Annotated in this window: 16 protein-coding genes; 11 read left to right on the forward strand and 5 right to left on the reverse strand. The window is 61.4% G+C overall.

Translation table 11 applies throughout. The annotated features are described in order from the left end of the window. Positions 1–8: 8 nt before the first annotated feature. A complete protein-coding gene (locus tag AC3WLP_RS08975) occupies positions 9–740 on the reverse strand; it encodes a YqiA/YcfP family alpha/beta fold hydrolase (protein ID WP_088513064.1) in 732 nt (243 codons plus the stop codon). Between the two features lie 262 nt (positions 741–1,002). On the opposite strand from AC3WLP_RS08975, the gene kdsA reads away from it, so the two are divergent. Both kdsA and kdsB read left to right on the forward strand, forming a co-directional pair. Continuing rightward, on the forward strand, positions 1,003–1,845 hold the full coding sequence (gene kdsA / locus AC3WLP_RS08980; RefSeq protein ID WP_064492486.1) for a 3-deoxy-8-phosphooctulonate synthase: 843 nt from the start codon (positions 1,003–1,005) through the stop codon (positions 1,843–1,845). A gap of 29 nt (positions 1,846–1,874) precedes the next feature. Then, positions 1,875–3,161, forward strand: a complete 1,287-nt coding sequence (kdsB, locus tag AC3WLP_RS08985) for a 3-deoxy-manno-octulosonate cytidylyltransferase (RefSeq protein ID WP_081273248.1) — start codon at positions 1,875–1,877, stop codon at positions 3,159–3,161. 89 nt (positions 3,162–3,250) lie between these two features. On the opposite strand, the gene AC3WLP_RS08990 is transcribed toward kdsB, so the two are convergent. Together AC3WLP_RS08990 and AC3WLP_RS08995 are read right to left on the reverse strand one after the other, a co-directional pair. Beyond that, positions 3,251–4,366: a right-handed parallel beta-helix repeat-containing protein gene (locus AC3WLP_RS08990; RefSeq protein WP_143516724.1), complete on the reverse strand. Its 1,116-nt coding sequence runs from the start codon at positions 4,364–4,366 to the stop codon at positions 3,251–3,253. 175 nt (positions 4,367–4,541) lie between these two features. Next, positions 4,542–5,474, reverse strand: coding sequence for a KpsF/GutQ family sugar-phosphate isomerase (locus tag AC3WLP_RS08995; protein WP_064492484.1), 933 nt, complete (start codon positions 5,472–5,474; stop codon positions 4,542–4,544). Between the two features lie 641 nt (positions 5,475–6,115). On the opposite strand from AC3WLP_RS08995, the gene AC3WLP_RS09000 reads away from it, so the two are divergent. From AC3WLP_RS09000 to AC3WLP_RS09040, 9 genes are all read left to right on the forward strand, one after another. Next, the gene (locus AC3WLP_RS09000; protein WP_178085896.1) at positions 6,116–7,174 is read left to right on the forward strand and encodes a phosphotransferase family protein; all 1,059 of its coding nucleotides are present in this window, start codon (positions 6,116–6,118) and stop codon (positions 7,172–7,174) included. Between the two features lie 302 nt (positions 7,175–7,476). Continuing rightward, positions 7,477–9,498: a capsule polysaccharide biogenesis protein gene (locus AC3WLP_RS09005; protein ID WP_003252732.1), complete on the forward strand. Its 2,022-nt coding sequence runs from the start codon at positions 7,477–7,479 to the stop codon at positions 9,496–9,498. Further along, positions 9,438–10,757 carry a capsule polysaccharide biogenesis protein gene (locus tag AC3WLP_RS09010; RefSeq protein ID WP_088513062.1) on the forward strand — a complete coding sequence of 440 codons (1,320 nt, stop codon included), beginning with the start codon at positions 9,438–9,440 and terminating at the stop codon, positions 10,755–10,757. The genes AC3WLP_RS09005 and AC3WLP_RS09010 overlap by 61 nt, the downstream gene beginning before the upstream one ends. Next, the gene (locus AC3WLP_RS09015; RefSeq protein ID WP_003252728.1) at positions 10,754–11,530 is read left to right on the forward strand and encodes an SDR family NAD(P)-dependent oxidoreductase; all 777 of its coding nucleotides are present in this window, start codon (positions 10,754–10,756) and stop codon (positions 11,528–11,530) included. The genes AC3WLP_RS09010 and AC3WLP_RS09015 overlap by 4 nt, the downstream gene beginning before the upstream one ends. Before the next feature lie 7 nt (positions 11,531–11,537). Continuing rightward, the gene (locus AC3WLP_RS09020) at positions 11,538–13,073 is read left to right on the forward strand and encodes an LTA synthase family protein (protein WP_088513061.1); all 1,536 of its coding nucleotides are present in this window, start codon (positions 11,538–11,540) and stop codon (positions 13,071–13,073) included. A 4-nt stretch (positions 13,074–13,077) separates the two neighbouring features. Next, positions 13,078–13,644 (forward strand): GNAT family N-acetyltransferase, encoded by a 567-nt coding sequence (locus AC3WLP_RS09025; protein WP_088513060.1) that lies wholly within the window; start codon positions 13,078–13,080, stop codon positions 13,642–13,644. Next, the gene (locus tag AC3WLP_RS09030) at positions 13,644–15,788 is read left to right on the forward strand and encodes a capsule polysaccharide biogenesis protein (RefSeq protein ID WP_088513059.1); all 2,145 of its coding nucleotides are present in this window, start codon (positions 13,644–13,646) and stop codon (positions 15,786–15,788) included. The genes AC3WLP_RS09025 and AC3WLP_RS09030 overlap by 1 nt, the downstream gene beginning before the upstream one ends. 3 nt (positions 15,789–15,791) lie before the next feature. Next, a complete protein-coding gene (locus AC3WLP_RS09035; RefSeq protein WP_088513058.1) occupies positions 15,792–16,835 on the forward strand; it encodes a phytanoyl-CoA dioxygenase family protein in 1,044 nt (347 codons plus the stop codon). Positions 16,836–17,196: 361 nt separating this feature from the next. Beyond that, positions 17,197–17,652: an REP-associated tyrosine transposase gene (locus AC3WLP_RS09040; protein WP_088513610.1), complete on the forward strand. Its 456-nt coding sequence runs from the start codon at positions 17,197–17,199 to the stop codon at positions 17,650–17,652. Positions 17,653–17,661: 9 nt separating this feature from the next. On the opposite strand, the gene AC3WLP_RS09045 is transcribed toward AC3WLP_RS09040, so the two are convergent. Both AC3WLP_RS09045 and AC3WLP_RS09050 read right to left on the reverse strand, forming a co-directional pair. Further along, a complete protein-coding gene (locus tag AC3WLP_RS09045; RefSeq protein WP_054888755.1) occupies positions 17,662–19,014 on the reverse strand; it encodes an aminotransferase class I/II-fold pyridoxal phosphate-dependent enzyme in 1,353 nt (450 codons plus the stop codon). A 9-nt stretch (positions 19,015–19,023) separates the two neighbouring features. After that, positions 19,024–26,523, reverse strand: a complete 7,500-nt coding sequence (locus tag AC3WLP_RS09050) for a type I polyketide synthase (RefSeq protein WP_088513609.1) — start codon at positions 26,521–26,523, stop codon at positions 19,024–19,026. Between the last annotated feature and the right edge of the window lie 26 nt (positions 26,524–26,549).

Genomic DNA, 26,549 nt, shown 5'->3' on the forward strand with positions numbered 1-26,549 from the left:
TATTTAACTCAAGAGCGAGGGAACTTTGAGTGTATCCCCACCATCAACTCTCGATGCGAAAACACCATATCTACCATCTTCAAGAAGCCATTAATACCTTGATAGTAGTATTTATGCTCTACATCATGAGAATTCCCGAAAATCAACCCTACGCCGGGAGTACGCGCACAGAGCTTGAAGAGGGCATCTCTATTAACAAGATCCATAGGATGCTGACCAAATGCAGCACCGATCACAGACGACCTAGAGCGAAATGACAGCTCATCAATATTATACTTCTGCTCTATTTGATCAATAACTTCCCGCAACTTAGGCCAAGCTGTTTCATAGGTAGCATCAAGATTAACCTGAGGATTATTCACCACTGCGTTAGCGTCGAAAAACAGCGCTAAATCAATAGCAGCGAATCCCGCCATCGACGCGCCACAGAACACAACGTTTTCTGGCTTATAATCCTTCACGATCTCAGAGACAACACTTCTGATGTGCAACCCACGGTCACTACGCAAATAGTACGTATTATCCGGATCAACCAAGCAGAGGACGTCTCCAGGGTAGTCTTTGTAATAACTTTTGACACCGGCATAAACCCCTTTGTTCATCAAGGTTGCCAAGCCCACCAAAAGTTTATTCTTACCCTTTCCTCGATCTATATAAACGACTTCCTCACCATGAATCACCCTAGTATGTTCTGCTACAACTTTTTTATACTCTAGATCAATTTCCAGCTCTGTCGACACACTCAGCCCCCAGCAATACAATCTTTTTCAACGTCGACGACCGCGCCAGCCTTGCGACGCCACACCCACCAAGTAGTTTACAATCGATAAGCAGCTCAATAGCGACATCGAATCGTAATCGGTCATCACAAATACACCAAAATCAACAAAAAATCAACAAAAACCTCCTAATTATGCTGATTTCGAATACACTTCGATATAGACTCATTGAGAAAAAAATATTAAAGTAGCACTTGAAGTATTCAACGCATAATGGACTGACATCTTGAAACTGACCCCTTCTATCGAGTGCTCTAACTCCTCCCCGTTCGTGCTCTTCGGCGGCATCAACGTCTTGGAATCCGAAGACCTTGCGCTGACAGCATGCGCAGAATATGTCCGCGTGACCGAAAAACTGGGCATCCCCTACGTTTTCAAAGCCAGCTTCGACAAAGCCAACCGTTCGTCCATCCACTCGTACCGCGGCCCTGGCATGGAAGAAGGCCTGCGTATTTTCGAGAAGGTAAAAGCTGAGTTTGGCGTGCCAATCATCACTGACGTGCACGAGATTTATCAGGCCGCACCTGTCGCCGAAGTTGTAGACGTGCTGCAACTGCCAGCCTTCCTAGCACGGCAGACGGACTTGGTCGTAGCTCTTGCCAAAACTGGCAAGCCGGTCAATATCAAAAAGCCACAATTTCTCAGCCCTTCACAGATGCAGAATATTGTCCACAAGTTCAAAGAAGCTGGAAACGACCAGCTGATCTTGTGTGATCGTGGATCTTGCATGGGTTACGACAACCTGGTTGTGGATATGCTAGGCTTCGGCGTTATGAAACGCACTTGCGATAACCTGCCTATCATTTTCGACGTCACACACGCATTGCAAAACCGCGACCCGTCTGGCGCAGCATCTGGCGGGCGCCGCGACCAAGTCGTAGACCTTGCACGTGCTGGTATGGGTGTTGGCCTGGCAGGTCTGTTCCTTGAAGCGCATCCGAACCCTGATAAAGCCAAGTGCGACGGCCCAAGCGCCCTGCCGCTGGATAAACTAGAGCCATTCCTCGCTCAGATAAAGGCGCTTGACGATTTGGTTAAGTCCTTCCCACCTCTGACGATTTCGTAAATTTGGCTTAACGTAACAAGGACTGTGACATGGCAAGTTGTGAACAACGGGTCGCTATTGTTATCCCGGCCCGCTATGGTTCAACCCGCCTGCCAGGCAAGCCATTGGCCGATATAGCCGGGAAACCAATGGTACAGCATGTTTATGAGCGCGCGCAGCAAGTATCAAATGTTCAGCTAGTGGTTGTTGCTACCGACGATGAACGAGTTGCTGTTGCTGTACATGCATTCGGAGGCAAATGCGTGATGACCTCTCCTGATCACCCATCAGGAACCGATCGACTCGCTGAAGTGATGAGCCACGTTTCTGCAGATATTTACATCAATCTGCAAGGTGATGAACCTCTCGTACGACCAGCGGACATCGAAGCATTGGTCGAGGGTATGCTTGCGGACAAAGATGTTAACGTTGGCACTCTGTGCCACCCAATTGATGCAGATGAAGCCAGCAACCCGAATACTGTAAAAGTAGTACTTGCCTCAAATGGAAATGCCCTCTATTTTAGCCGCTCACCGATACCCTATCCTCGCGATGGGGAGCATGCGAGTTATTTGAAACATGTGGGCGTCTACGCTTATCGCAGAGAGGTTTTGGCTGATTACGCAGACTTGCACCAACCCATGATGGAGCAAGCTGAAAAGCTGGAGCAATTGCGATTACTTGCAGCCGGGTATTGTATTCGCGCCTACAAAGTAGAAGCTACAGGCCCTGGCGTTGATACACCCGAATGCTTAGAGCGGGTTCGCGCAATTATGGCAGGGCGCCCACCAGCAGCAAGGCCTTCACTTGCTGACATCAAGCTAGTAATCACAGACGTAGATGGCGTCCTTACTGATGGCGGAATTTATTATGATGCCACCGGCGAGTGTCTAAAACGCTTTCATGTCAGAGACGGCATGGGAATGCGCTTGCTAGAGGAAAATGGTGTTAGGGTCGCCGTGCTATCAGGTCGCGACTCAGCAACTTTGCGCAAACGTGTTGGCGACCTAGGAATCACGCTTTGCCAGTTCGGTGTAAAAGACAAGATGGCCGCATGCGAACAACTGATGTCTGAAGCCGGCGTAACTGCAAAGCAAACAGCCTGCATTGGTGACGATTGCATTGACCTACCAGCCTTTGCTGCTTGCGGAATGTCCTTTGCTGTAGCGGATGCACCAAGCTATGTCAAAGCTGCAGCCACACAAACACTTGAGGCATTTGGTGGCACTGGCGCATTCAGGGAGGTTGCCGATGCAATTTTGCTCGCTCAGAATAAAGAAGCAGTACTAGGTACGGCCGCTGGATACTCGACAATAATGGCAAAAATGGCACAGTAACAATTAAGCGGCAAGCCCGAGAGAGCTTGCCGCTTAATGCGCCCAAAAAAAGCCCCAAACCTATTAGCCTCTCATCAAAAATGAGTTAATCACTTACAAGCCTCGTATTGATTCTCCTCCACCACATTACCCTCAGCTGGCACTCCAGTTAGTCGCGTCGTCATATTTTGCGACTGCACAACCCAATCTTTATTTTTCACATCTGATTTATTATTTCTCACCACATTAAAATTCCCGTCAACCCTAACACCCTCTCCGCCACCACAAAACTTATTATCCTCTACAATATTGTGATCCGCATAATCTCGATAAAATTTACCTCCACCATCCAGCGACGGGTCGCCACAGTCTCTATGTGACAGGTCCCTTCCTTGACGCGAGGCGATCCAGACACCCACACTTTCCCCAACAAACTTGTTATTTCTAACTGCATTTTCATTGCTTGGTTGCCAGCGCAAAACCGCCATGCCTTTACTAAAATTTTCCCCGCAGTTTTTGTAAAGAAATATGCCTCCGGCAGAATTACCAATAAAGCTGTTCCCTTCAATCAGATTCTTTGCCGAAGAATCAACTGCCACACCCTCCCGCTGACCCGATTTTGGGCCAGCCATCTCACCGTTATTCTTAATTATATTATTTATTAGCTTATTTTCCCGAGAGCTTTGCTCCAAGTACACACCAACTCCGCGAGACCTTTCTACCACTGACTCGCGCAATGTGACATTCGAAACATAGCTATACAAATAGACCCCAACCCCTCCACTATTCTCAATATGCAAGTGAGAGAGAACCACACCACTCGGACTAATATCATAATTATGATCACGATCACCTGAACGCTTAAAATCTGGAACACCAGAACGAACAGCAACACCATTATTTGAGAAATTTTTTACATTACAATTTGATACCGATACGTTTCTCAACTGCCGCCCCTGGCTAGAAATTGAAACTCCATCTTTCAACTTACCCAAACCATCTAGAGTTGCGCCATCACAATCAAGCTTTGTATTTGAGATAGAGATGCTAACCGCTTGATTATAAGTACATTTCCTATCCAATTTAACTTCCCCACTAATATTTCCTCCGTCAGGCAATTGACACAAAGAGTTGACTTCGCTTGCACTCGCTGCCTGCATACAGCCAGCAAAACAACAGCACAGCGCAAGCCGAGACATAAAGCGACCAACATTCACAGCTTTCATCCACTCAGCCTCATAGCACAATTTAAAATTGACAAGTATAGCCTCAAAAATTAGCACTAACCCTCAGGCCTGCAGCGCATGTAATGTCCTATCAATCGAGCAACACCATAAAAATCATACAAAAAAAAGCCGGCATGCTTAGCATGCCGGCTTTTCTGAATAGACGCATGAAACCTTAGTCAAAAATCTCAACAACACCTACAACAGCACCCTCGGCATCGGTCACAGCCAACGCCCGAATCTTGTTGTCCAGCATGTAAGCCTCAGCCTCAGAAAGCTGAGAATCTTCGCGAATAGTGTGTGGGCTGGCGGTCATGAACTGCTCAACCGAGGCTTGAGTAACGCTCTCGTCTTCCAACAGCGCCCGACGCAGGTCGCCGTCCGTAACGATACCGACCAGCTTGTCGTTATCCATCACCACCGTCATGCCCAAGCGACTACGAGTCATGACCAGCAAGCAATCATGGAAGCTGGTAGACGGTGAAACAACAGGTGCCGGCGAGTGCATGACGTCACAAACACGGGTCAGCAGCTTGCGACCCAGGCTGCCACCGGGGTGGTAGCGAGCGAAGTCCATCGGCTTGAACTGGATAGCCTCAATCAGCGCCACTGCCAGTGCATCACCCATGGCCATAGTTGCCAGCGTCGAAGTGGTGGGGGCCAGATTGTTCGGGCAGACTTCACGCTCGACCGAAATGTCGAGCCAGATGTCTGCATGCTTGGCCAGCGTAGATTTGCCGTTCCCAGTCATGGCGATGATCTTGTTACCGAAAGACTTCAGGCTAGGAATCAGCTTGATCAGCTCTTCGGTTTCGCCGCTGTAGCTGATCAGGATCAGTACATCGATTGGCTTGAGCATGCCCAGGTCGCCGTGGAAGGCTTCGGCCGGGTGCAGGAAAAAGCTGGGGGTGCCAGTGGATGCGAAGGTGGCGACCATCTTCTGGCCGATCAGGCCAGATTTACCCATGCCGCACACCACGGTACGCCCCTGGCAACCAAGGATGAGTTCAACGGCGCTCTGGAACTCGCCATCCAGGCGGTCGGCCAACTGAGTAACAGCTTGAGCTTGAGCGATAAGGGCTTCTTTGGCGATGCTGAGGTGATTCATTTTCGTCCCTGACGACAGCTGAATGTATACGAAGGCGCGAATGTTAAGGTTTTTACAGCTGGAAGCATAGTGCGGAAGCCCCAGTCTCAGAGCAATCTGACTGGCGGCGACGCTAGCAGAACAGAGAACTAAGCGCCGACTTTGCGCCAATGATGGCATTGAGATATCAAATTTAATCTATTTCTTCACACCCCAGCCTCTGCAGGCTTTTACACTCGGCAACCAGTTAACTAACTTCGCAGGAGTGCCTTATACAAGGTGCCAACTCGGCCTGATTGCGCGTGAACGCCCTAGCCATTTGGCTCGTTCTGACGCCAATCATTAAGTGATTAGACGTGGAAACCGCATCTCTCGGACCATCAGTGAAGGCTTGTTGTCTATGTAGCCACTTGGCCTGTTCGGCGCGCCACCAGATGAATACTGGTGGCGCTCCTCGTGCGTAACGACACCAAAAAAGCGGGAGGCATCGCTTGGCCTACACAAGCCCCGATGCCAGCGGCAACCCTTGAACCATAAGGCGTTCAGCCCTCTCTTCCCTTCCAAATCAATATCTTGTTGTAACTTTTCGTTGTACACAGGCCGCTCATACAGCAGCATACCCCCCTTTCTCAGCTTCAAATTGGACGTATGGCAGTGGCAACATGGATGTTATGAATCCCTCTACACGACGGCACCCAGCTGGCAAGAACCTCTATCGCTGGCACGCCGCCTCACTCGAGAGCCATCTCCAAGCCCTTGCCCCCCACTGGGGCCAGAAAACGCTGGAGATCACTACCGAAGTCCTGGGTGCAAATGCATCCTTCGTTAACTACGTGCGTCACCATCGGTTGAAGGATCCGTGCACCGGGCAACCCGTCGAAATAGTGGAAAAATCGATCCGCAAAATTGCGTTTATCAGCAGCCAGGAGGCGCGCTTCCATCGTACTGAAGGAATGTTGGCGAGAAGTAAGCACTTTCACTACCCCGCCTGCATAGGCGTGATCGATACGCCTTGGGAAAGCTTGATATTTACCGAATTCGTGCGTGGCATGCCCCCACGTATGCATGCGATCGCCAAACAGTTGGCGCTTGGCATTGCCGAGCTTGAAAGCCTGAGCCACGATTACCTCGAATCCCAACCTTTCGCCAAAGTGCCCTTGTACTGGAGCATGGACTTCTTCAGGCCTTGGTTCCTGCTACGCCCGCGATTCAATTTTGCCCGCTGCCTTCCTGCGCTGGCGCAACTCGGTCTTGAAGACGAACGCTTTGCCGGGCTGGCTGAGCGCTTCAAGGCCTTTTTACCAGTGACTCGCGCCATGGCAGCCAAGGCCCGACGTAGCCCACGCTGCATCAGCCATATGGATTACCTGCGCAAAAACCTGTTCGTCGACAATGGCCAATTGCACCTGATCGACTGGAGCGAGGTAAAGGTTGGGCGCATAGGCTTTGACGGCGGCGCCTACCTGGGCAGCCTGTTCCGGCGCAAAGACATGAAGGTCTTCTTGGCAGCACAGGCCGAGTTCATCGAGACGTACCGAGCAGCCCTGCCGGAGCGCTTCGATGTGGAACAGGCGCTAGGGAACTTGCGCTACGTGTTTCTCCTCACAGCACTATTCCATTGCTTGCGCCCAGAAACGGTCGCTGAGTACAAGGAGCGAGGCCGGATGGGGTTATTGCTGGAGAAATACCACTATTTGCTGGGGATGCTGGAGCAGGGGTAGATGAGCTTTTGTACCCATGGCGGAAAAAGCTTCGCGGGTAAACCCGCTCCTACAGGCGTGCGTTACGTTCCCCCTGCGGGGTGGTACGCCGCGGTTGCGGGGAGTTTGCCGGGATCAGATGTCATTTTGATGCCATAGGTCATCATCTGCACATATCGTCTAATTTCTTTTCGCGATTTTTGCCCAGCGGCACGCCTACAAATGTGAATTTGTATTAAGATTCGCCATCCTTTGTTTCCACCGGACCCGCAGGGCTATAAGCCCATGCCGCCCCTTTGCTGAATGGATGCCGCTCCACGTATATGGACGACGCTTCGCCCCGCCCTCGCCTGCTGATCCTGTCAAAAGGAGCCCAGCGCATCAGTACGTTGCCTGCCTTGCTGCCCGAATTCGCGCTGCAAAGCGGTGCTGTGCGCGATGTCGAGCTCGCTGATTGGGTAATGGCCTGGGGCCGCAAGCCAAGCGCCATCAAGGCAATGGCCGAGGCGCACAAGGCTGGCAAGCCCGTTCTCACGCTGGAAGACGGCTTCATCCGTTCCGTGGGCCTGGGCGCCGACGAGCCGCCCCTGTCGCTGATCGTCGATGACGTAGGCGTGTACTACGACGCTTCCCAGCCGTCCCGCCTCGAACAGTTGATCGCCACGCCCCTCGACGCCGAGCAAACCCAACGTGCCCTGGCACTACGTAGCCTGTGGCAGCAGCAACGGGTGTCGAAGTACAACGACGCACGCATCGAGCTGCCAGCGTTGCCGGCCGACTGCGTGCTGGTGGCCGACCAGACCTGTGGCGATGCCTCGTTGCAAGGTGCAGGGGCCAGCGACTTCCGGGCCATGCTGGAGGCGGCATTGGCCCGCTACCCGCATAGCACCATCGTGCTCAAGGTGCACCCCGACGTGGTGGCCGGGCGCAAGGCCGGGCACTTCGACCTGGCAGCGCTGGCCGGCAACCCGCGGGTGCAGGTACTGGCCCACAATGTTCACCCGGCCGATTTGCTGCCACGCATGCGTGCAGTGTTCGTGATGACGTCGCAATTGGGCTTCGATGCCTTGCTTTGGGACGTACCGGTGCACACCTGGGGCATGCCGTTCTATGCCGGCTGGGGGCTGACCGACGACCGCTTGCCGGCACCTTCACGCCGCAAGCCTGTGCCGTTGGCGCAACTGATTCATGCCAGCCTGGTGGCCTACCCGCGCTATGTCTGCCCAGAACGTGGTCAGCCGTGTACGCCAGAGGTGCTGATCAACTGGCTGGGCCTGCAACGGCGGCACCGCAGCGTGTTGCCAAACACCGTTCAGATGCTGGGTTTCAGCCGCTGGAAAGAACCACTGGCAAACCTGTTTTTCAACGGCGCGGCCATTCGCTTCGTCAAGCCCGAGCAACCGCTGGCGCAAGACTTGCCCGTGGTGTCCTGGGGCTGCAAGCACGACACTCACCTTTGCGCCCATCCACTGCCCGTCAACCGGGTGGAAGACGGCTTTCTGCGCTCGGTCGGCCTGGGCGCCGGCAAGGCGCGACCGTTGTCGTGGGTGGTCGATGACCTGGGTATTTACTACGACGCCACCCGGCCTTCGCGCCTGGAGCGCATCCTGGCTGAAGAGCCCTTCGACCCGCAGTTGTTGGCCCGCGCGCATGCTTTGCGCCTGGCCATCTGCGCGGCGGGGCTGACCAAGTACAACTTGCCCGGCGCCAGCTGGCAGCGCCCCTCGCATGCGCAACGGGTGATCCTGGTGCCTGGCCAGGTGGAGGGCGATGCGTCCATCCGCTTTGGCGGCAACCGTATCCGCAGCAACCTGCAACTGCTGCGCGCCGTGCGTGAGCAAAACCCTGATGCGTGGGTGTTGTACAAACCCCACCCAGAGGTATTGGCCGGCACGCGCGCCCGCGGTGACGACGAAGCGCAAACCGTGCACTGGTGCGATGAAGTGATCGGCGATACGCCACTGCAGCAATTGCTGGAAGTGGTCGACGAATTGCATGTGCTGACCTCGCAGTCGGGCTTCGAGGCCCTGCTACGCGGTGTGCCGGTGACGACCTATGGCCAGCCGTTCTACGCCGGCTGGGGGCTGACCCGCGACATGGACCTTCAAGCACCGGTGCAGGCACGGCGCAGCCGACAACTGACGCTGGACCAGTTGGTAGCGGGCACGCTGTTGCTCTACCCCACTTACGTAAGCCTGGTGACCAACCGCTTCACCACCGCCGAACGAACCTTATACGAACTACAAAATTGGCACGCCTTACCGCAGCCTGGAGCGCCCTCCCGATGGCAGGACTTGAAACGACGCTTGAGCAGTTTGTTGGGCATGAAGCGCCCGACCAACTGAATGCAAGGGCGACGCGTGGTCCGCTGCTGCGTATCCCGTCACACAATTTTCTGCTGCTTCAGGGTGTCAGTTCGCCCTTCTTCAGCCGCCTTGCCAAGGGGCTGCGGGATATCGGCCAGCGAGTGCACAGCGTGCGCTTCAACGTCGGTGACGCCCTGTATGGCCCCGGCGGCGCGCAGCTGACCTGCCCGCACGCCCCGGAAGACATGGAGGCCTGGTATTCACAGGTGTTCCGCCAACTGGATATCACCGACCTGGTGCTGTTCGGCGACTGCCGCCCGGTACACCGCCCGGCCGTGACCCTGGCGCGGCTGTCGGGTATTCGCGTGCACGTGTTCGAGGAAGGCTACTTTCGGCCCTATTGGGTGACGCTGGAGCGCGACGGGGTCAACAACAACTCGCGTTTGCCACGTGACCCGCAGTGGTACCGCGATGTGGGCAAGTACATTCCGCGCTATCAGAATGGCAACCCGTTCAAGCTGTCGTTCGCCGCACGTGCCACGCACGATGTGCTGTACCACGCCGGCGGCGCGCTGAACCGGCTGTGCTTCCCGCGCTACCGCACCCATGCCCCGTTCAACGCCGCCATGGAGTACGCCGGGTTTATCCGCCAGGGCATGCGCCTGCTGCGCGCCCGTGTGCATGACGACGCGCTGGTGGCCGAAGTGGCCCGCGAGCGGCACCCCACGTTTTTGCTGCCCTTGCAGCTGGACAGCGATGCGCAAATCCGCGACCACTCGCCGTTCCAGAACATGACCCAGGTGATCGAGCATGTGATCGACTCGTTCTCGCTCAACGCGCCCTTCGATGCGCGCCTGCTGGTGAAAAACCACCCGTTGACGCCTGGGCTGGTCAACTACCGCAAGGTCACCGAGCAGTTGGCGCGCCAGTACGACGTGGCCGAGCGTGTCGACTTCATGGAAAGCGGGCACATGCCTACGCTGCTCTCGCACATCACCGGCATGATCACCGTCAACAGTACCGCGGGGGCTTCTGCATTGCTGCACCACCGCCCTACCTGCACGCTGGCCGAGCCGATCTACGCGATGCCGGGGCTAACCCATCAGGGCGGCCTGGATGATTTCTGGCAGCAGCCCGAAGCGCCCGACAACACGCTGTTTCAACGCTTCCGCAACACGGTCATCCACACCACCCAGGTCAACGGCGGCTTCTACACCACCTGCGGCATGGACATGGCCGTGGCCAACTGCCTGGAAGTGCTGATGGCGAAAACCTCAAGAATCGAAAAATACCTATGAGTTCGCATGCCTCACCCCGCTGCATCCTCATCACCGGCGCCACAGGCGGTATCGGTGGCGCGCTGGCGCCTGCCTACGCCGCCCCGGGGGTGACGCTGATCCTGCAAGGCCGGCGCCAGGACCGCCTGGCCGAAATGGCCGAACAATGCCGCGCCCTGGGTGCCCAGGTGCTGCTGGAAGCCCTCGACGTGCGCGACCTGGACGCCCTGCGGGCCATGGTGCGCCGGGTAAGCGAGCAGCATCAGCCCGACCTGGTGCTGGTCGGCGCAGGGCTTAACACCGCCGTGGGCGCCAATGGCGAAGCGGAAGACTGGGACGACAGCCGCGCCCTGATGGAAGTGAACGTGATGGCCGCCTTGGCCACCGTCGAGGCCGCCCTGCCCGCCATGCGCAGCCGTGGCGACGGGCAGATCGCCCTGTTCAGCTCGCTGGCGGGCTGGCGTGGCTTGCCGGTCACACCGACCTACAGCGCCAGCAAGGCCGCCATCCGGGTGTACGGCGAGGCCATCCGCGACTGGCTGGCGCCGGAAGGGGTGAAAGTGAATGTGATTGTGCCGGGGTATGTGGAGTCGAAGATGTGCTTCGAAATGCCCGGGCCTAAACCTTTTCTGTGGACCGCCGACAAAGCGGCCAGGCGTATCAAGCGCGGGCTGGCAGCGAACCAGGCGCGTATCAGCTTTCCGTTCCCGCTCAACCTGGGCACCTGGCTGCTGGGGCTTATCCCGCAGTGGCTTTCTTCGATGATCCTGCGTGGGTTGAAGTACAGTGATTGATGTTTCCATGTTGCCGGTCGCTTTGATCGGCCTGGGCTTGACCGTCGCGGTCGAGCGCCTGCTGGTTCCCCGCCCTGCCCTGCGTCGCCCGGCCGATTGCTGGCTGCTGCACGCGGGGCTGTGGTGTGTGGCCTTCGGGCTGTTGTATGCACTGACGGCGCGGCCGTTGTTCAGTGGCGTGAATGTGTTGCTGCTGTGGCTGCTGATCGTGCTGGTCAGCAACGCCAAGTATCACTCGCTGCGCGAGCCGTTTGTGTGTGCAGATTTCGAGTATTTCAGCGATGCAGTGAAGTTCCCGCGGTTGTACTTGCCGTTCTTTGGCTTTGGCAAGGCCGCGCTGCTGGCGGTGGGCTTTCTGGTTTACCTGTGGGCGGGGTTGAGCTTCGAGGTGGCGGGCGCGCGGCTTGAGGCGTTGCTGCCGTTGGCGCTGGGCCTGGGCTTGCTGCGCCTGGGGCATCGGCCTGTGAAGCCGAGCTTTGATGCCGAGCAGGATGTACGTGGCTGGGGCTTGGCGGCCAGCTTGTGGCGGTACTTCTGGGCGGCGCGGGCGCCGGTTGACCGGGACGGGCTGGGCTCGCCGTTTGCTGTTGGGGCTGTGCCGGCCTCTTCGCAGCCGACAGCGGCCCAGGCCGGGGCGCTGCCGGACTTGGTCTCGGTGCAGAGCGAGTCGTTCTTCGATGTGCGTGGGCTGTGGCCTGGCGTGCGCCCGCAAGTGCTCGACCAGTACGACCTGTTGGCCAGCCAGGCGCTGGCCCGGGGCAAACTGCAGGTGGCAGCCTGGGGCGCCAATACGGTGCGGACCGAGTTCGCCTACCTTACCGGCATCCCTGCCGACCGGTTGGGCGTGCACCGCTTCAACCCGTACCGGGTGCTGGCCCGCCAAGGCCTGCCCAGTATCGCCTCCAGGCTCAAGGCGCAGGGGTACCGGACCATTTGCATCCACCCGTACGACGGTGGTTTCTATGGCCGCAACAAGGTGTTGCCGGCATTGGGCTTTGATGAATTCATCGATGTGAAGGCGTTCAACGCTTCGCAAAAGGCCGGGCCGTTCATTGGTGATTGCGCCGTGGCAGACAAAATCCGCGCGCTGCTGCAGGCGCCAGGCCGCACACAGCCGCTGTTCATCCATGCGGTCACCATGGAAAACCATGGCCCGTTGCACCTGGAAAGCGTAGCCGCGCACGAGCTGCCGGCCTGGTTCGACCGCCCGCTGCAACCGGGCATGCAAGACCTGGCGCCCTACCTGCGGCACATCGGCAACGCTGACCGCATGCTGGGCATGCTGCGCGACACCTTGCTGGCCCAGCCGAACGAGGCGCTGCTGTGCTTCTTTGGCGACCATGTGCCGATCTTGCCCGAGGTGTACCAGGCTGTTGGTGCGCCCGCAGGTGATACCGACTACCTGGTGTGGTCCAACCGCCGCCAGCCTGGCTGCGGGGCCAAGCCAATGCCGGTGCAGCAGCTTTCCAGCACATTGCTGGCCCATGCCCTGGCGCCGGCAACCTGCCAGGACACGCCTGTGGCCAGTGCCGGGGTAGCCTGACAACGTGGTGCGTATCGTTTTGGGATCGGACCTGTCGCCGGAGCGTGCCGCAGACCCTGCCTTGGCCCGCTTGCTGACCGAGGGGCGGGGGTCGCTGGCGTTCCTGATTGGCAATACGGCCTGCCGCTATCGCTTGCTGGGGTCGGCTATCCACTGGGACCGTGTGCTGCTGGCCTTCGAGGGCGAGCAGGCACTGGGCTTTGCCGCATTCAAGCATGGCCGGCGCGGGCCGTTTGCCTGGCACTGGCGGCCGTTCGTGCGTGAGTTCGGCGTGTTGAGTGGCTGGGTGCGGTTTATCGGGTTCTGCCTGAGCGAGCTGCGCGAATGGCGCTACCCGTTCTTGCTGTACGGGCTGCGGGTCAGCAAGGCCGCACGCCAGCACGGCGTAGGCTCGGCGCTGGTGCAGGCGTGCTGCGCGCACGCCGCCGGCCAGGGCTTTACCCAGGTAGAGCTGGAGGTGCCGCTGAGCAATCATCGGGCGCAGCACCTGTACCTGCATAATGGCTTTGCCCTGCGCCGCAAGCGCTGGGTGCCGTTCCCGCCGGTGCGCAACATGTGGCGGGCCGTGTAATGCACAACACGCCTCCCTTTGTACCCCACCCGCCCGAAGGTTACTCACCACCCGATGCCCTGGTAGACGGCACCGGCTGGGTCGGCATCATGTCGCAATGGGTGGCCTGGAAGGTCCTGCACCTGCCGCAGTTCCTCGGCCCGGAAGGCCCGCCCTTCTGGCTGTGGCGCCGTGGCCGCAAGGCGCCCAAGGGGCTCAAGGCCATTGCCGGTATCGGCTACAAGCAGTCGTCGGCCCATGCCCGGGTGCTGTGCCAGCGCTGGGGGCTGCCCTACATTGCGCTGGAAGACGGCTTTTTGCGGTCTTCTTCGCTGGGCATCGAGGGCGATACGCCAATGTCCATGGTGGTCGACCCGGTGGGCATCCACTACCTGGCCGACCGCCCTTCGCTGCTGGAAAACATCCTGCAGCAGCCCGAGGCGCTCAGCGCATACGAACTCAATTGCGCCCGCGAACTGATTGCCTTGATGCGCAGCAGCGGCATCGGCAAGTACAACAACGCCCAGGACCTGCCCGACGACGACCCGCTGGGCCGCGAGCGGCCGCTGGTGCTGGTGGTGGACCAAACTGCCGGGGATTATTCAATCCCGGGCGGCGGGCTATGCGAAGCCGACTATGTGCGAATGCTGGATGAGGCCCTGGCAGAAAACCCGGATGCCGACGTGCGCGTGCGCATTCACCCGGACTGCCTGGGCGGGCAAAAGCCCAGTTGCCTGCTGGATGCCGCGCGGGCCCGCGGGGTAACGCTGGAGGCGCGGCCGGTAGCCTGGGCGTCACTGGCCCGGCGTGCCCGGCGCGTGTACGTGGGTACCAGCCAGGCCGGGCTGGAGGCGTTGATCCAGGGCGTGCCGGTCACCTGCTTCGGGCTGCCGTTCTACGCGGGCTGGGGGCTGACCGATGACCGCATGGCCATTGCTCGCCGGCAGGCACGGCCAGACCTTGTGCAACTGGTGGCGGCGGCCTATGTGCGTTACTGCCGTTATGTCGACCCATTGAGCGGCCAGTTGACCGATGCCTTGACCGTTGCCCGCCAATTGGCCAGCAAGAAAGCCCGCGATGCTGCGTTTGCCGGCCCCACCACGGTGCTGGGCGTGAAGCGGCACAAGCAGCACAACATCCGGCGTTTTTTCGCAAGCCGTTGGGGGCAGCTGCGCTTCAGCGTGGACAGCCCGCGCCTGATAAGCCAGGTAGCGGCCGAACAGGGTCGGCTGCTGGTATGGGCTGCGCGCGAGCCGGCCGGCCTGGCCGAACGTGCGCGCCAGGCGGGGGTGCCAGTGTGGCGGGTCGAGGATGGTTTCTTGCGCTCCACGGGGTTGGGGGCTACCAACAGCCCGGCACTGTCATTGGTGCTGGACCGGGGTGGCATTCATTACGATGCGCAGTCTGCCAGCGACCTGGAGCAGCTGTTGCAGCATGGCGAATTTGACGCCCCATGCCTGGCCGAAGCGGCGCGCTTGCGGGCGCAGATCGTTGCCAGCGGCACCAGCAAGTTCAACCTGCGCAGCAATGTGCGCCCGGCACTGCTGGGGCAGCCGGGGCAGCGGCGGGTACTGGTGGTGGGCCAGGTCGAGGATGATGCCTCGGCGCTGTGCAGCGGTGGCGGTGCCGGGTGCAACCTGCGGCTGCTGCAACAGGTGCGCGCGCGGTTGCCGGATGCCTGGATTCTGTACAAGCCGCACCCCGACGTGGAAGCCGGCAAACGCCGCGGGCACATCGCCCCGGCACAGCTGGTGGGGCTGGCCGATCAGGTACTGGCGGGTGTGGATATCGCCAGCCTGTATGGCCAGGTCGATGCGCTGCATACGCTCAGTTCCACCGCCGGTTTCGAGGCCTTGCTGCGCGGGCTGCCGGTGGTCACCTATGGCACACCGTTCTATGCCGGCTGGGGCCTGACCGAGGACCATCAGCCCTTGCCCCGCCGCACCCGGCGTTTAACCCTGGACCAGTTGGTAGCCGGCGCCTTGTTGCGCTATGCGCGCTATGCCGACGTCCAGCAAGACCTGCCCTGCGATGCCTGGCACGCCCTCGCCTGCCTCAGCGCGCCCCACCCGGCGCCGGTGGCCTATCGACGAGTGGCGCCGTTGCTCAACTATACCCGGACCATGCTCGGCTGTGGCCGGCCATTGGCCCCATCAAAGGACTAGATCATGCCTGTTTCGATCAAGGACATCGGCCGTTACGCGGCACTCCCCTGGCATTGCCTGCAGTTGGCTACCCATGCCAAGTCGTTCGAGAACAACCCGGTGCTGGGCAGTGCCCGGCTCAATGCCTTGGGCCTGCATGTGCAGCGTCGTCAGCTGGCGATGGCCATGGCAGGTTACCGTCGCAATGCGCTGGCCTCGCGGCTGGATGCCAGTGAGCGCGCGCATTTTGAGCAGAACGGTTTTTTCATTCGTGAAAACGCCCTGCCTGCCGAGCAGTTTGCGGCCTTGCGCGCCGAGCTGGGTGCATTGCGCAGCACCGGCTGGGAAATGCGCCAGGGCCGCGCGGTTACCCGCCGGGTCAGCCTTGACCAGGACGTGCTGGCGCAAAACCCGGCCAGTGCGGCGTTTGTGGCGGACCGTGGGGTGCGCGACCTGATTGCCTATGCGTCGTCCAATACCGGTGGCATTACCTACCAGTTGCAGTCGATCGTGATCGACGCCGCCAATGCCGACCAGGACCCGCAGACCCGCCTGCATGCCGACACCTTTCACCCCACGGCGAAGGCGTGGTTGTTTCTGGACGATGTGGCGGATGACCAAGGGCCGTTCAGTTATGTGCCGGGGTCGCACCGCCTGACGCCGGAGCGTTTGGCCTGGGAGTATCGTCAAAGCCTGGGGGCGGCGCGCTCCGGCGAGCAGATGCACCGTGAGGGTTCATTCCGCATCGACGAGCCCGAGCTGGCGGCCCTCGGCTTGCCGCCGCCCCGTCGCTTTGCGGTGCCAGCCAACACCCTGGTGGTGGCGGACACGTCTGGTTTCCATGCCCGTTGTGCAAGCCATCAGGCCAGCCACCGCGTCGAGATCTATGCCAGCCTGCGGCGAAACCCGTTCATCCCCTGGCGCGGGGCGCACCTGTTTGCATTGCCATGGATTGCCAACCACCACATGCGTTGGGATATCCGGTTGAAGCGGTTGATGGGGTTTGGCAAGAAGAGCCATTGGCGGTTTGTGGAACAGTTGAATGCGTATGAGGCACCGCATATCTGACCCACGCCCAGTCCCCGGCCCGGTGGCTGGACGCAGGCCGTCGCGTAGGAGCGGGTTTACCCGCGAAAGGGCCGGGCCTGCTGGCCAATGTCCCTGGCCGTTCACCGTTGCTGCCGCCACCGTATTCGCGGGTAAACCCGCTCCTACACTGATCGGGGGTGGGCACAGATCGGGGGTTGGACGCAGACCGTCGTGTAGGAGCGGGTTCACCCGCGAAAGGGCCGGGCCTGCGGGCCAATATCCCTGGCCAATCACCGCCCCCCCCTGGTCGGTGGGCACATTCTGCAATGGTTGAATCGCTGCTGGCGCCAGGAGGGCGTCTACGCTGGCTCGAACTATCGAAGCCTTCAAGGATGACCCCATGCACTACGCCCACGCCCACCATCTGCGCCGCCATCGGGTTTCACACCCCGGCAGGCTGTATATGCTGACCACAGTCACCCACCAGCGCCGCCCCCTGTTTCACAACTTCAACCTGGCCAGGCTGGTGGTCAATCACCTGCGCCAGGCAGACCGGGAAAACAGCTGCGCCACGCTGGCCTGGGTGGTCATGCCCGACCATGTGCACTGGCTGATCGAACTGAAACAGGTGACGCTGGCCACGTTGATGCGCCGCTTCAAATCAAGGTCCAGCCATGCCTTGCACAAGGCTGGTGTAACAGCCACCCCGATCTGGCAGGCCGGCTACTGCGATCGCGCCATGCGCAAGGATGATGACCTGCTCAACGCCGCGCGGTACATCATTGCCAACCCGGTCAGGGCCGGCCTGGCACCCAATGTCGGCGAATACCCACACTGGGATGCCATCTGGCTGTAAGCGTGGCCCTCACCCCAGCCGCGCCATCTCCTGCGCCACCACCGCAACGGTATGCCTGATCTGCTCTTCCGTATGCTCGCAAGACACAAAAAACCGCACCCGCGCCGAATGCTCCGGCACCGCCGGGTACAAAATCGGCTGGGCATTGATGCCACGCTCGAACAGGGCGCTGGACAAACGGCCGGCCTTGAACGAACTGCCGGTAATCACCGGGATCACCGCCAACCCGGTACTGGTCGCCGTGTCCAACCCTGCTTCACGCGCCAGGCGCAGGAACAGCTCCCCCCGCGCCTGCACTTGCGCTACCCGCTCGCTGTCTGCAGCCAGCAGCTTCAACGCTGCCAACGCAGAGGCCGTGACCGCCGGCGGCATGCCAACACTGTACAAGAAGCCCGGCGCCAGAAACTTCAGGTGCTCGATCAGTGCCGTGCGGCCCGCAATGTACCCACCGCAACTGGCCAGGGTCTTGCTCAAGGTCCCCATCCAGATGTCGACGTCATCGCCAGCCAACCCAAAATGCTCACGAATACCTTTGCCCGTCGCACCCATCACCCCCAGCGAATGAGCTTCATCCACCATGAGGAAAACCTTGTGCTTATGCTTGAGCTCGACGAACCGGGGTAGCTCGGGGTAGTCGCCGTCCATGCTGTAGATGCCTTCCACCACCACCAGCACCCGCTCGAAGTGCTGGCGTTGCTCGCCCAGCAGGCGGTCCAGCGCCTGCCAGTCGTTGTGGGCAAAACTCAGACGGCGGGCACCGGACAGCTGGATACCCTGCAACACGCTGTTGTGAATCAGCTCGTCATGCACCACCAGGTCGCGTGGCCCGAACAGGTAGCCGATGGTGGTGACGTTGGTGGCGTGGCCGCTGACCATCACCACCGCATCGTCCACCTCGTACAGGCGCGCCAGTTCGCGCTCCAGCTCGCGGTGCAGCGGGCGGTCGCCAGAAACCGGGCGGCTGGCCGACACCGAGGTGCCGTAGCGGTCGATCGCCGCCTTGGCCGCTTCGGCCACGGTCGGGTGGCCGGAGTAGCCCAGGTAGTTGTAACTGGCAAAGTTGAGAAACTCGCGCTCGCCAATCTGCGTCTGGGCACCGGCGGTGCCCTGGTGCATACGGAAGAACGGGTTGCTCACGCCCAGCTGCATGGCGCTTTGCTGGATTACCCGCAGTTGCTGGTACCCCGGGTGCTGATCAAAGCGATAGTGCGCTTCGGGCACCTTCAGGGCAGCCTGCTGTACCTGCTCCAGGGTGGCGCCCTGCTCGCCCTCGGCAGCCACATGGCGGCGCCGGGCGAGGGCTTGCTGGATCAGGCGTTGCTTGGCATCACCACCAAGGCCGGTCGGGGTTCTGGCTGTCATCTGGCACTCTTAATCAATCAATCGGTTGGGTGCCGCGTTGCTGTCGGCCAAGGCTGCGTTCAACTGCGCCAACTCTTCGGCACTGTGCTCGCTGCCATGGCGGGCAAGCACATTCTGCGCCAGTTGCTCTTCCCCGCTGCTCGCTTCACCGCGCAGCAGCTCCAGCAAGCGTACGGCAAGCTTGTCGATGCTGGAGCTGTCGCTCAGTTCCATCACCGGCAAGCGAATACCGAAACGCTCTTCCAGCGCCACCACCAACTCAACGCTCATCAACGAATCGAGCCCCATTTCCTGCAGCGGGCGCTGGGCATCCAGACGTGCGGGCGGCAGGCGCAAAATCTCGCACACCTCGTGCTTGAGCATGTCTACGAAGCGTTCGAGCAGTTCGCCATCGTCAAGCTCCTCCAGCATGCGCTGGATGTCTTCACCGCCCCCTTCATCCTCATGGTCGCCGCCATAGGCACGGGCCAGTTCGCTGAAGCGCGGTGTAGTGGCGCTCGGCAGGAAGCGCGCCAGGGCCTTGAAGTCCAGCTCCAGCACGCCATGGCCGTTATCACCCTGCAACAGCATGGCCTCGAGCTGTGCCAAGGCTGCCTCAGCCCGCAGCGCCGAGCCCCCCATGCGGCTCTGCAGGGCGTCCTTGATCTGGCTGTTGCGCGCCAGGAAACCGACATCGTCGATGGCGCCCCACAGCACGGCAGTGGCTGCCTGGCCCTGAGCACGACGGTGCCGCGCAAGGGCTTCGAGCCAGTGGTTGGCCGCCACGTAGTTGGCCTGGCCAGGGTTGCCGAACAAGGTGGTGGCCGAGGAGAACATCACGAAGAAGTCCAGCGCCAGGCCTTGGGTCAGCTCGTGCAGGTACTGCGCACCCTTGGCCTTGGGCTCCAGCACGCGACGCAACTGGTCGCCGTCAAGGTTGCGGATCAGGCTGTCGTCAATCACCGTCGCGGCGTGCACCAGGCCACGCAGTGGCCATGGGCTGGCGGCAATGCGATCAAACACCCCGCGCAGTTGCTCACGGTCGGTGATGTCGCACGCCACGGCCTGCACATCGATACCTTGGGCGTGCCACAACGCCAGCTGCGGCTGGGCCTCTTCACTGGCCGGGCCACGACGGCCCAGCAACACCAGGTGACGGGCACCTTTGTCGATCAGCCACTGCGCAGTACGCAAGCCAAAGCCACCCAGGCCGCCGGTGACCAGGTAGCTGGCATCGGCGGCAAGCTGCAGTGCCCGCACCGGCTGCACGCGGGTGTCGACGGTTTGCTGGATCGGGTTGGCGTACGTCACCACGACCTTGCCAATCTGCCGCGCCTGCTGCATGTAACGGTAGGCCTCGACCACCTGGTTGGCGTCGAACTCGCGGAACGGCAACGGGTGCAGGATGCCCTGCTCGAACAGTTCCATCATCTCGGCGAACAGGCGGCGGGTGAGCGCGGGGCGCTCGCTCATCAGCTGGTCAGCGTCGATACCGAAATAGCTGATGTTGTTGCGGAACGGGCGCAAGCCAATACGGGTGTTCTGGTAGAAGTCGCGCTTGCCCAACTCCAGGAAGCGACCAAACGGCTTCAGCACCTGCAGGTTGCGGTTGATGGCCTCACCGGCCAGCGAATTGAGCACCACGTCCACGCCACGCCCACCGGTGGCTGCCAGCACCTGGTCGGCATACGCCAGCGAACGGGAGTCGTAGATGTGGCTGACGCCCAGCAGGCGCAGGAAGTCGCGCTTCTCGTCGCTGCCTGCGGTGGCGTGAATTTCTGCGCCCAGCCATTTGGCGATCTGGATGGCCGCGATGCCCACGCCACCGGCAGCGCCGTGGATCAGCACCTTCTCGCCCGGCTCCAGGCGCGCCAAGTGATGCAGCGCGTAGTACACGGTGAAGAAGGTACTCGGAATGGTGGCCGCCGCTTCGAACGACATCCCTTCGGGGATGCGTGCAACGGCGTTGGCGTTGGTGACCAGGCGGTTGGCGAAGCTGCAGGGGCCAAAGCCCACCACACGGTCACCCGGGGCGAAGTCGCCCACTGCCTCGGCGCCTTTGCCCTGCACCACACCGGCAAATTCGAAGCCCAAGGTAGGGCCGGAGAAGCCGTTTTCGATGGCTTCATCCGACAGCAGGCCGAGGGCGAACATCACGTCACGGAAGTTAAGGCCCGTCGCACGCACCTGAATGTCCAGCTCATCCGCCGCCGGTTGACGCGGCTCACGCACCTCCCAGCGCAGGTTGCGCAGCTGGCCCGGCAGGTCGAAGCCCAGGCACACCCACTGTGCATCGCCCACTGCGCGGCGCGGCTGGTCGGCCAGCACGCGCAGGCGCGGCACGTAGCGACGGCCTTCGGCGTCCAGGGCCAGCTCGGTTTCGCTGTCGGCGTGCAGCAACGCAGGTACCGCCAGCTCGACCGCTGCCGCGTGGGCCAGATCGAGCAGGCGAATACGACAGTGCGGGGATTCGTTGGCCAGGGTACGGCCAAAGCCCCACAAGGCGGCGTCGCCGATGGCCGCAACCTCAGCGGCGGTGTCGACGCTGTACAGGTGCTCGGCAGCGCCACGGCTGAACAGCCAGCACTGCGGGGCGATCGTCAGCGACTCACAGGCCTGCACCAGCGCGGCCGCTTGCATGCAGCGCTCGGCCTGGCCATCGAGGCCTGTGCCGCTGTCGAAACCAGCCAGGTGCAGCACATGCTCAGGGGGCTGGGCAAAGGCGCCAAGCTGGGCCGCCAGCGCCTGGGCGTCACCCGGCTGCAACAGGTCAACCTGCTGGCCCTGGGCGCGCAGTTGCTGTGCCAGGCGCAGGGCTGCGCCCTGCCCGGCTTCGGCGAGTACGGCCCAGCGCTGCACGGCCACGGGTGCAGCAGTGTCAGCACCGGCGGGCTTGTCCGCCAGCAACAGGTAGCTACCACAGGCGTTACCCGGCAACGCCTCCAGCGTGCGCAGCGCGGTCAGGCCATGTCGCTGCAGCTCATGGCTCCAGAACGCCGGGCCTTGCTGGCGCGACAACGCCTGCTGCGGGCCGGCCAGCCACCAATCTGGCTGGGCACCGAAGACGAAATCGGCCCAGCGCGCCGGGTACTGCCCAAGCAGCGCCAACTGGCCGTGCGGGTTGAGCCGACCACTGGCCAGGCGCAGGGCGTCACCCACCGTACCAAGGGGGCCGAAGTCGGTAGGCACCAGCACCCAGTCGAACGTACCGGCTTCGGCCAGTTGCTCCAGGCCAAGTACCTCCAACGCCGGGCAATCGTCACGCAGGCGCTGCTCAAGCTCAGGCTCGGCGACGCAGTAGGCATAATCGAGGCGATCGAAATCCAGACCGGCGTACAACAGCTCGGCAAACGAAGCGCCACCGAAGCCGAATTCCAGCACCCGCAGGCGCTGGCCGGGCGGCAGTTGCGCCAGGCGCGCGGCCAGGGTCTGGCCAATGCCGCTGAGCAGGTGCTGCTGCCCTGCCGCACCCAGCACCAGGCGCGCCAGGCTGGCACCGCTGGTTTCGCGCGGTTGCAGAGTGTCGAAGGCCTGGCTGCCATCCAGCAACGCCGACAGATGACGGCCGATACGGCCCACGGAATGGATAATCTGGAAGTACTCGGGGTAGCTTCTGAACAGCTCTTGCCAGATAACCTGCGAGGTCGGGCGCTCGCCCTGGTCGACCAATTGCCAGCTGCCGTCCGCGCTACGCTGCAGGCTGCCGTCGTGCTCGGCATGGCGCAACAGCATCGCCAGGAAGTCGCCCTGGCCCTGCGACCACTGCGCGACCTGCTCGGCACTGATGCGGCCGCCGGCCTGTTCCACCGCATCGAGGACAAAGCTGCTGCACAGCACATCCAGCAGTGGCTCCACTTCATTCAGGTAACGCACCTGTGCCGGCTCGTCGGCCAGGCACTGCAAGGCCTCAGCCAGCGGCGAGCAGGCCACGGCGTTACGCTGCACAGGCACAACCGCGCCTGGCGCGGCCTGCCCCACATGGCCCATACGCTTGATGTCGCCACTGCGGTCGTACTGCAGGCGCACGGCACGCATGCGCGCATCCTTGATTGCCAGCACGGCAGCGCCGCTGGCATCGAACAGGGTGAAGTCGACCAGCAGCGAATGCGCGGTGCGCTTGCGCTGGCGCACCTCGGCCAGCACCGGCACACCACCAGCATTGGTAAAGGCAATGCGCCCAAGCTTGACGGGGATGAACGCCAGGCCATCGTCATGCCCCTGGCGGCTGGCCAGCAGCTCGGTAATCAGCTGGAAGGCACCATCCAGCAGCGCCGGGTGCAGGTGCAGGCTTGCCAGTTCGTGTTCGATGGCAGCAGGCACGACCAACTGAGCCAGCACGCGCTCGCCTTCCACCCAGGCTGCGGCCACCGTCTGGTAAGCGGGGCCGTAGTTCAGGCCAACCGCGCAGGTCATTGCCAGGTGCTGCTCGCCGGTGAAGTCTGCCGGGCGGGCTGGCAACGCCGGTGCCCGGGTGTCCAGTAGCACACCGCGCGCTTCGCCCGGCAAGCGTGCGACCACGTGCTGTACCCAGTCTTCGCGTTGCATCAACGTGCGCGAGCTGATGCGCAATGTGCCATCGGCCTCTTCCACCTGCACGCGCACTTTCTTGCTGACCTCGCTGCTCAGCAGCAGAGGGTTGTGGATTTCCAGCTCTTCGATATCGACGAACTCGCCCGGCTGGTGCAGTTGCGCCACCGCCAGGGCCAGCTCGGTAAAGCCTGCACCCGGGAACAGTACCGACTCACCCACCTTGTGGTCGGCCAGGGTCGGGTACTGCTGGGTATCCAGGCGGTTTTCCCAGGTCAGCGCCTGGTCTGTTACCGGGTAACCCAGCAACGGGTGCACGCGCTCGTGGCTCAGCGGGCCATAGGCCTCGGCAGTGACCGGCAAGCTGAAGTGATCGCGCTGCCAGGCGTAGTTAGGCAGGCGCAGCGGGCGCCCCGTCACCGGGAAGCGTGCCTGCCACTTTGGCTCCACGGCGGCAATCTGCAGGCGGGCTACGGTACGTTCCAGCAGCAGCGGACTGTGGTCGTTGCGCTTGAGGGTGCCAATCACCTGCCCCGGTTGTTCGCACTCGACCAGCACATCGCTGACGTAGCTGCGCAGAATCGCATGCGGGCCCACTTCGACGAACAGGTTAAGGCCATTGCGCACCAAGGCAGCCAGCGCGCCCTGGAACAGCACCGGGAAGCGAATGTTCTGCCACCAGTACTGGCTGTCCAGGCGTTCGCCGTTCAACTGGCCACCAACAACAGTGGAGTAGAACGGAATCTTCGTAGCCTGCGGGCGGATATGCGCGAGGTCGTCGATAACCGCTTGCTTGATCGGGTCCATGGCCGGCGAGTGGAAGGCGTAGTCCAGGTCCAGGCGACGGGCGAATACCTGGCGCTCTTCCAGGGCCGCCTCCAGCAGTGCCAGGGCGTCGACCTCACCGGCCACAGTGGCGCCGCGGGCGCTGTTCTCGCCCGCCACCACCAGGCGGCCGTCCAGTTTCAGTTCGGCAATCAGCTGCGCCGTGGCTTCACCCGAGAGGCCGACCGCCGTCATCTTACCGGTACCACGGGTCAGGCCCTGCAGGCGGCTGCGGTGGTAGATGACCTGGGTGGCGTCCTCCAGGCTCAACGCGCCGCTGGCCCAGGCCGCGGCCACTTCACCCACACTGTGGCCAATCACCGCCACCGGGTGGATGCCTTCGGCAGCCAGCACTTTGGTAACCGCCACTTGCAGGGCAAACAGCGCAGGCTGGGCGATTTCGGTACGTGCATAGCGGCCTTCGCCGTTATCACCCAGCAGCTCGGCGCGCAGCGAGTAGCCCGCCAAGGGCTGGAACAACGCGTCCACTTCATCCACGGCGGCGGCGAACAGCGGCTGGTCGAGCATCGCCCGGCCCATGCCCTGCCATTGCGAGCCGTTGCCGGAATAGACAAATACCGGTGCCGAGGCGCCGTCCAGGGCCTGGCCGGCCTCCAGCACTGCGCTCAGTTCGCTGAGGGTCGGGTCCTGGGCATAGTCGTCCAGCGCCTGGGCAGCTTCGGCTGCAGTGTCGCAAACCAGCAGCAGGCGATGGCTGTGCGCATCCCGGCGGAACATCGCCTGGTAGGCCACATCGTAATAGTCGGCCTGCGGCTGCCCGGCCAGGTAGGCGGCAAAGCGCTCTGCGGTTGCGCGCAGGCCTTCTTCGCTCTTGGCACTGAGCAGTAACGGCACGCGCCGGGCGCTGGTCGCTTGCGCTGCCGGCGCCTGTGGCTCAGGGCTTTGCAGGATGACATGGGCGTTGGCGCCGCCAAAGCCGAACGAGTTCACCCCCACGGTCAACTGGCCATCGGCTTTCAGCGGCAGGGGCTTGGTGACCACCTGCAGGTTGAGGTCGGCGAACGCGATGTTCGGGTTGAGCGCCTGCACGCCAATGGTAGCGGGCACGGTACGCTCAGCCAGGCAGTTCAGTGCCTTCATCAGGCCTGCCACGCCAGAGGCGGCTTCAAGGTGCCCGAGGTTGCTTTTCACCGAGCCGATTGGCAGCGGGTTGCCGGCGCCGCGCGCCTGGCCCAGCGCCTCGCCGATGGCGCGGGTTTCGATTGGGTCCCCCACAGCGGTACCGGTGCCGTGGGCCTCCAGGTAGTCCAACTGCTCGGGGGCGATGCCGGCCTGGGTGTAGGCGCGCTTGAGCAACGCCGCCTGGGCCTCGGCATTGGGCAGGGTCAGGCTGGACTTGCGCCCGTCGGTGTTCACCGCACTGGCCGCCACCACCGCCAAAATGGTGTTTCCGTCGGCCACTGCCTGGTCATAGTCCTTGAGCAGGAACAACCCGCCGCCTTCGGAGCGGGCGTAACCGTCACCGTTTTCGTCGAACGACTGGCAGCGCCCGGTGCGCGACAGCATGGTCGCCTTGGCGAAGATCATGAAACCGAACGGGTGCATGTGCAGGCTGATACCGCCCGTCACGGCTTGGTCGACATCACCGCTGAGGATGGCCTGGCACGCCTGGTGGAAGGCCACCAGCGACGACGAGCAGGCGGTGTCGATGGCCATGCTCGGGCCTCGCAGGTCGTAGAAGAACGACAGGCGGTTGGCCGCGATACTCATGGTGTTGCCGGTCGCCGTGGCGCCATCGATGGCCGACAGGTCCTCGAGCAGGCGGTAGGACTGCTCGACACCGGCGATGCCCAGGTACACGCCACAGTTGCTGCCACGCAGGCTGGACGGCTTGACCCCGGCGTTTTCGAAGGTTTCCCAGCACATTTCCAGCAACATGCGCTGCTGCGGGTCCATCATCGCGGCTTCACGCGGCGAGATGCTGAAGAAGCCAGCGTCGAAAGCGCTGATATCACCCAAGGTGCCTGAGGCGAAGGTGTAGCTGGTTGCAGGGCTGGCCTTGTCCGGGTGCAGGAACTCGCGTTTGTTCCAGCGCGACGGGTCAACCTGGGTCACCAGGTCGCGGCCCTCCATCAGGTTTTGCCAGAAGCCCGCATTGGAAGAGCCAGGAAAACGGTACGCACAACCGACGATTGCAACCTTTCTACGCTTGATCAAAACCTATTCCTTCAAATCTCATCGGG

This window comes from Pseudomonas sp. FW305-E2, from assembly GCF_058782925.1.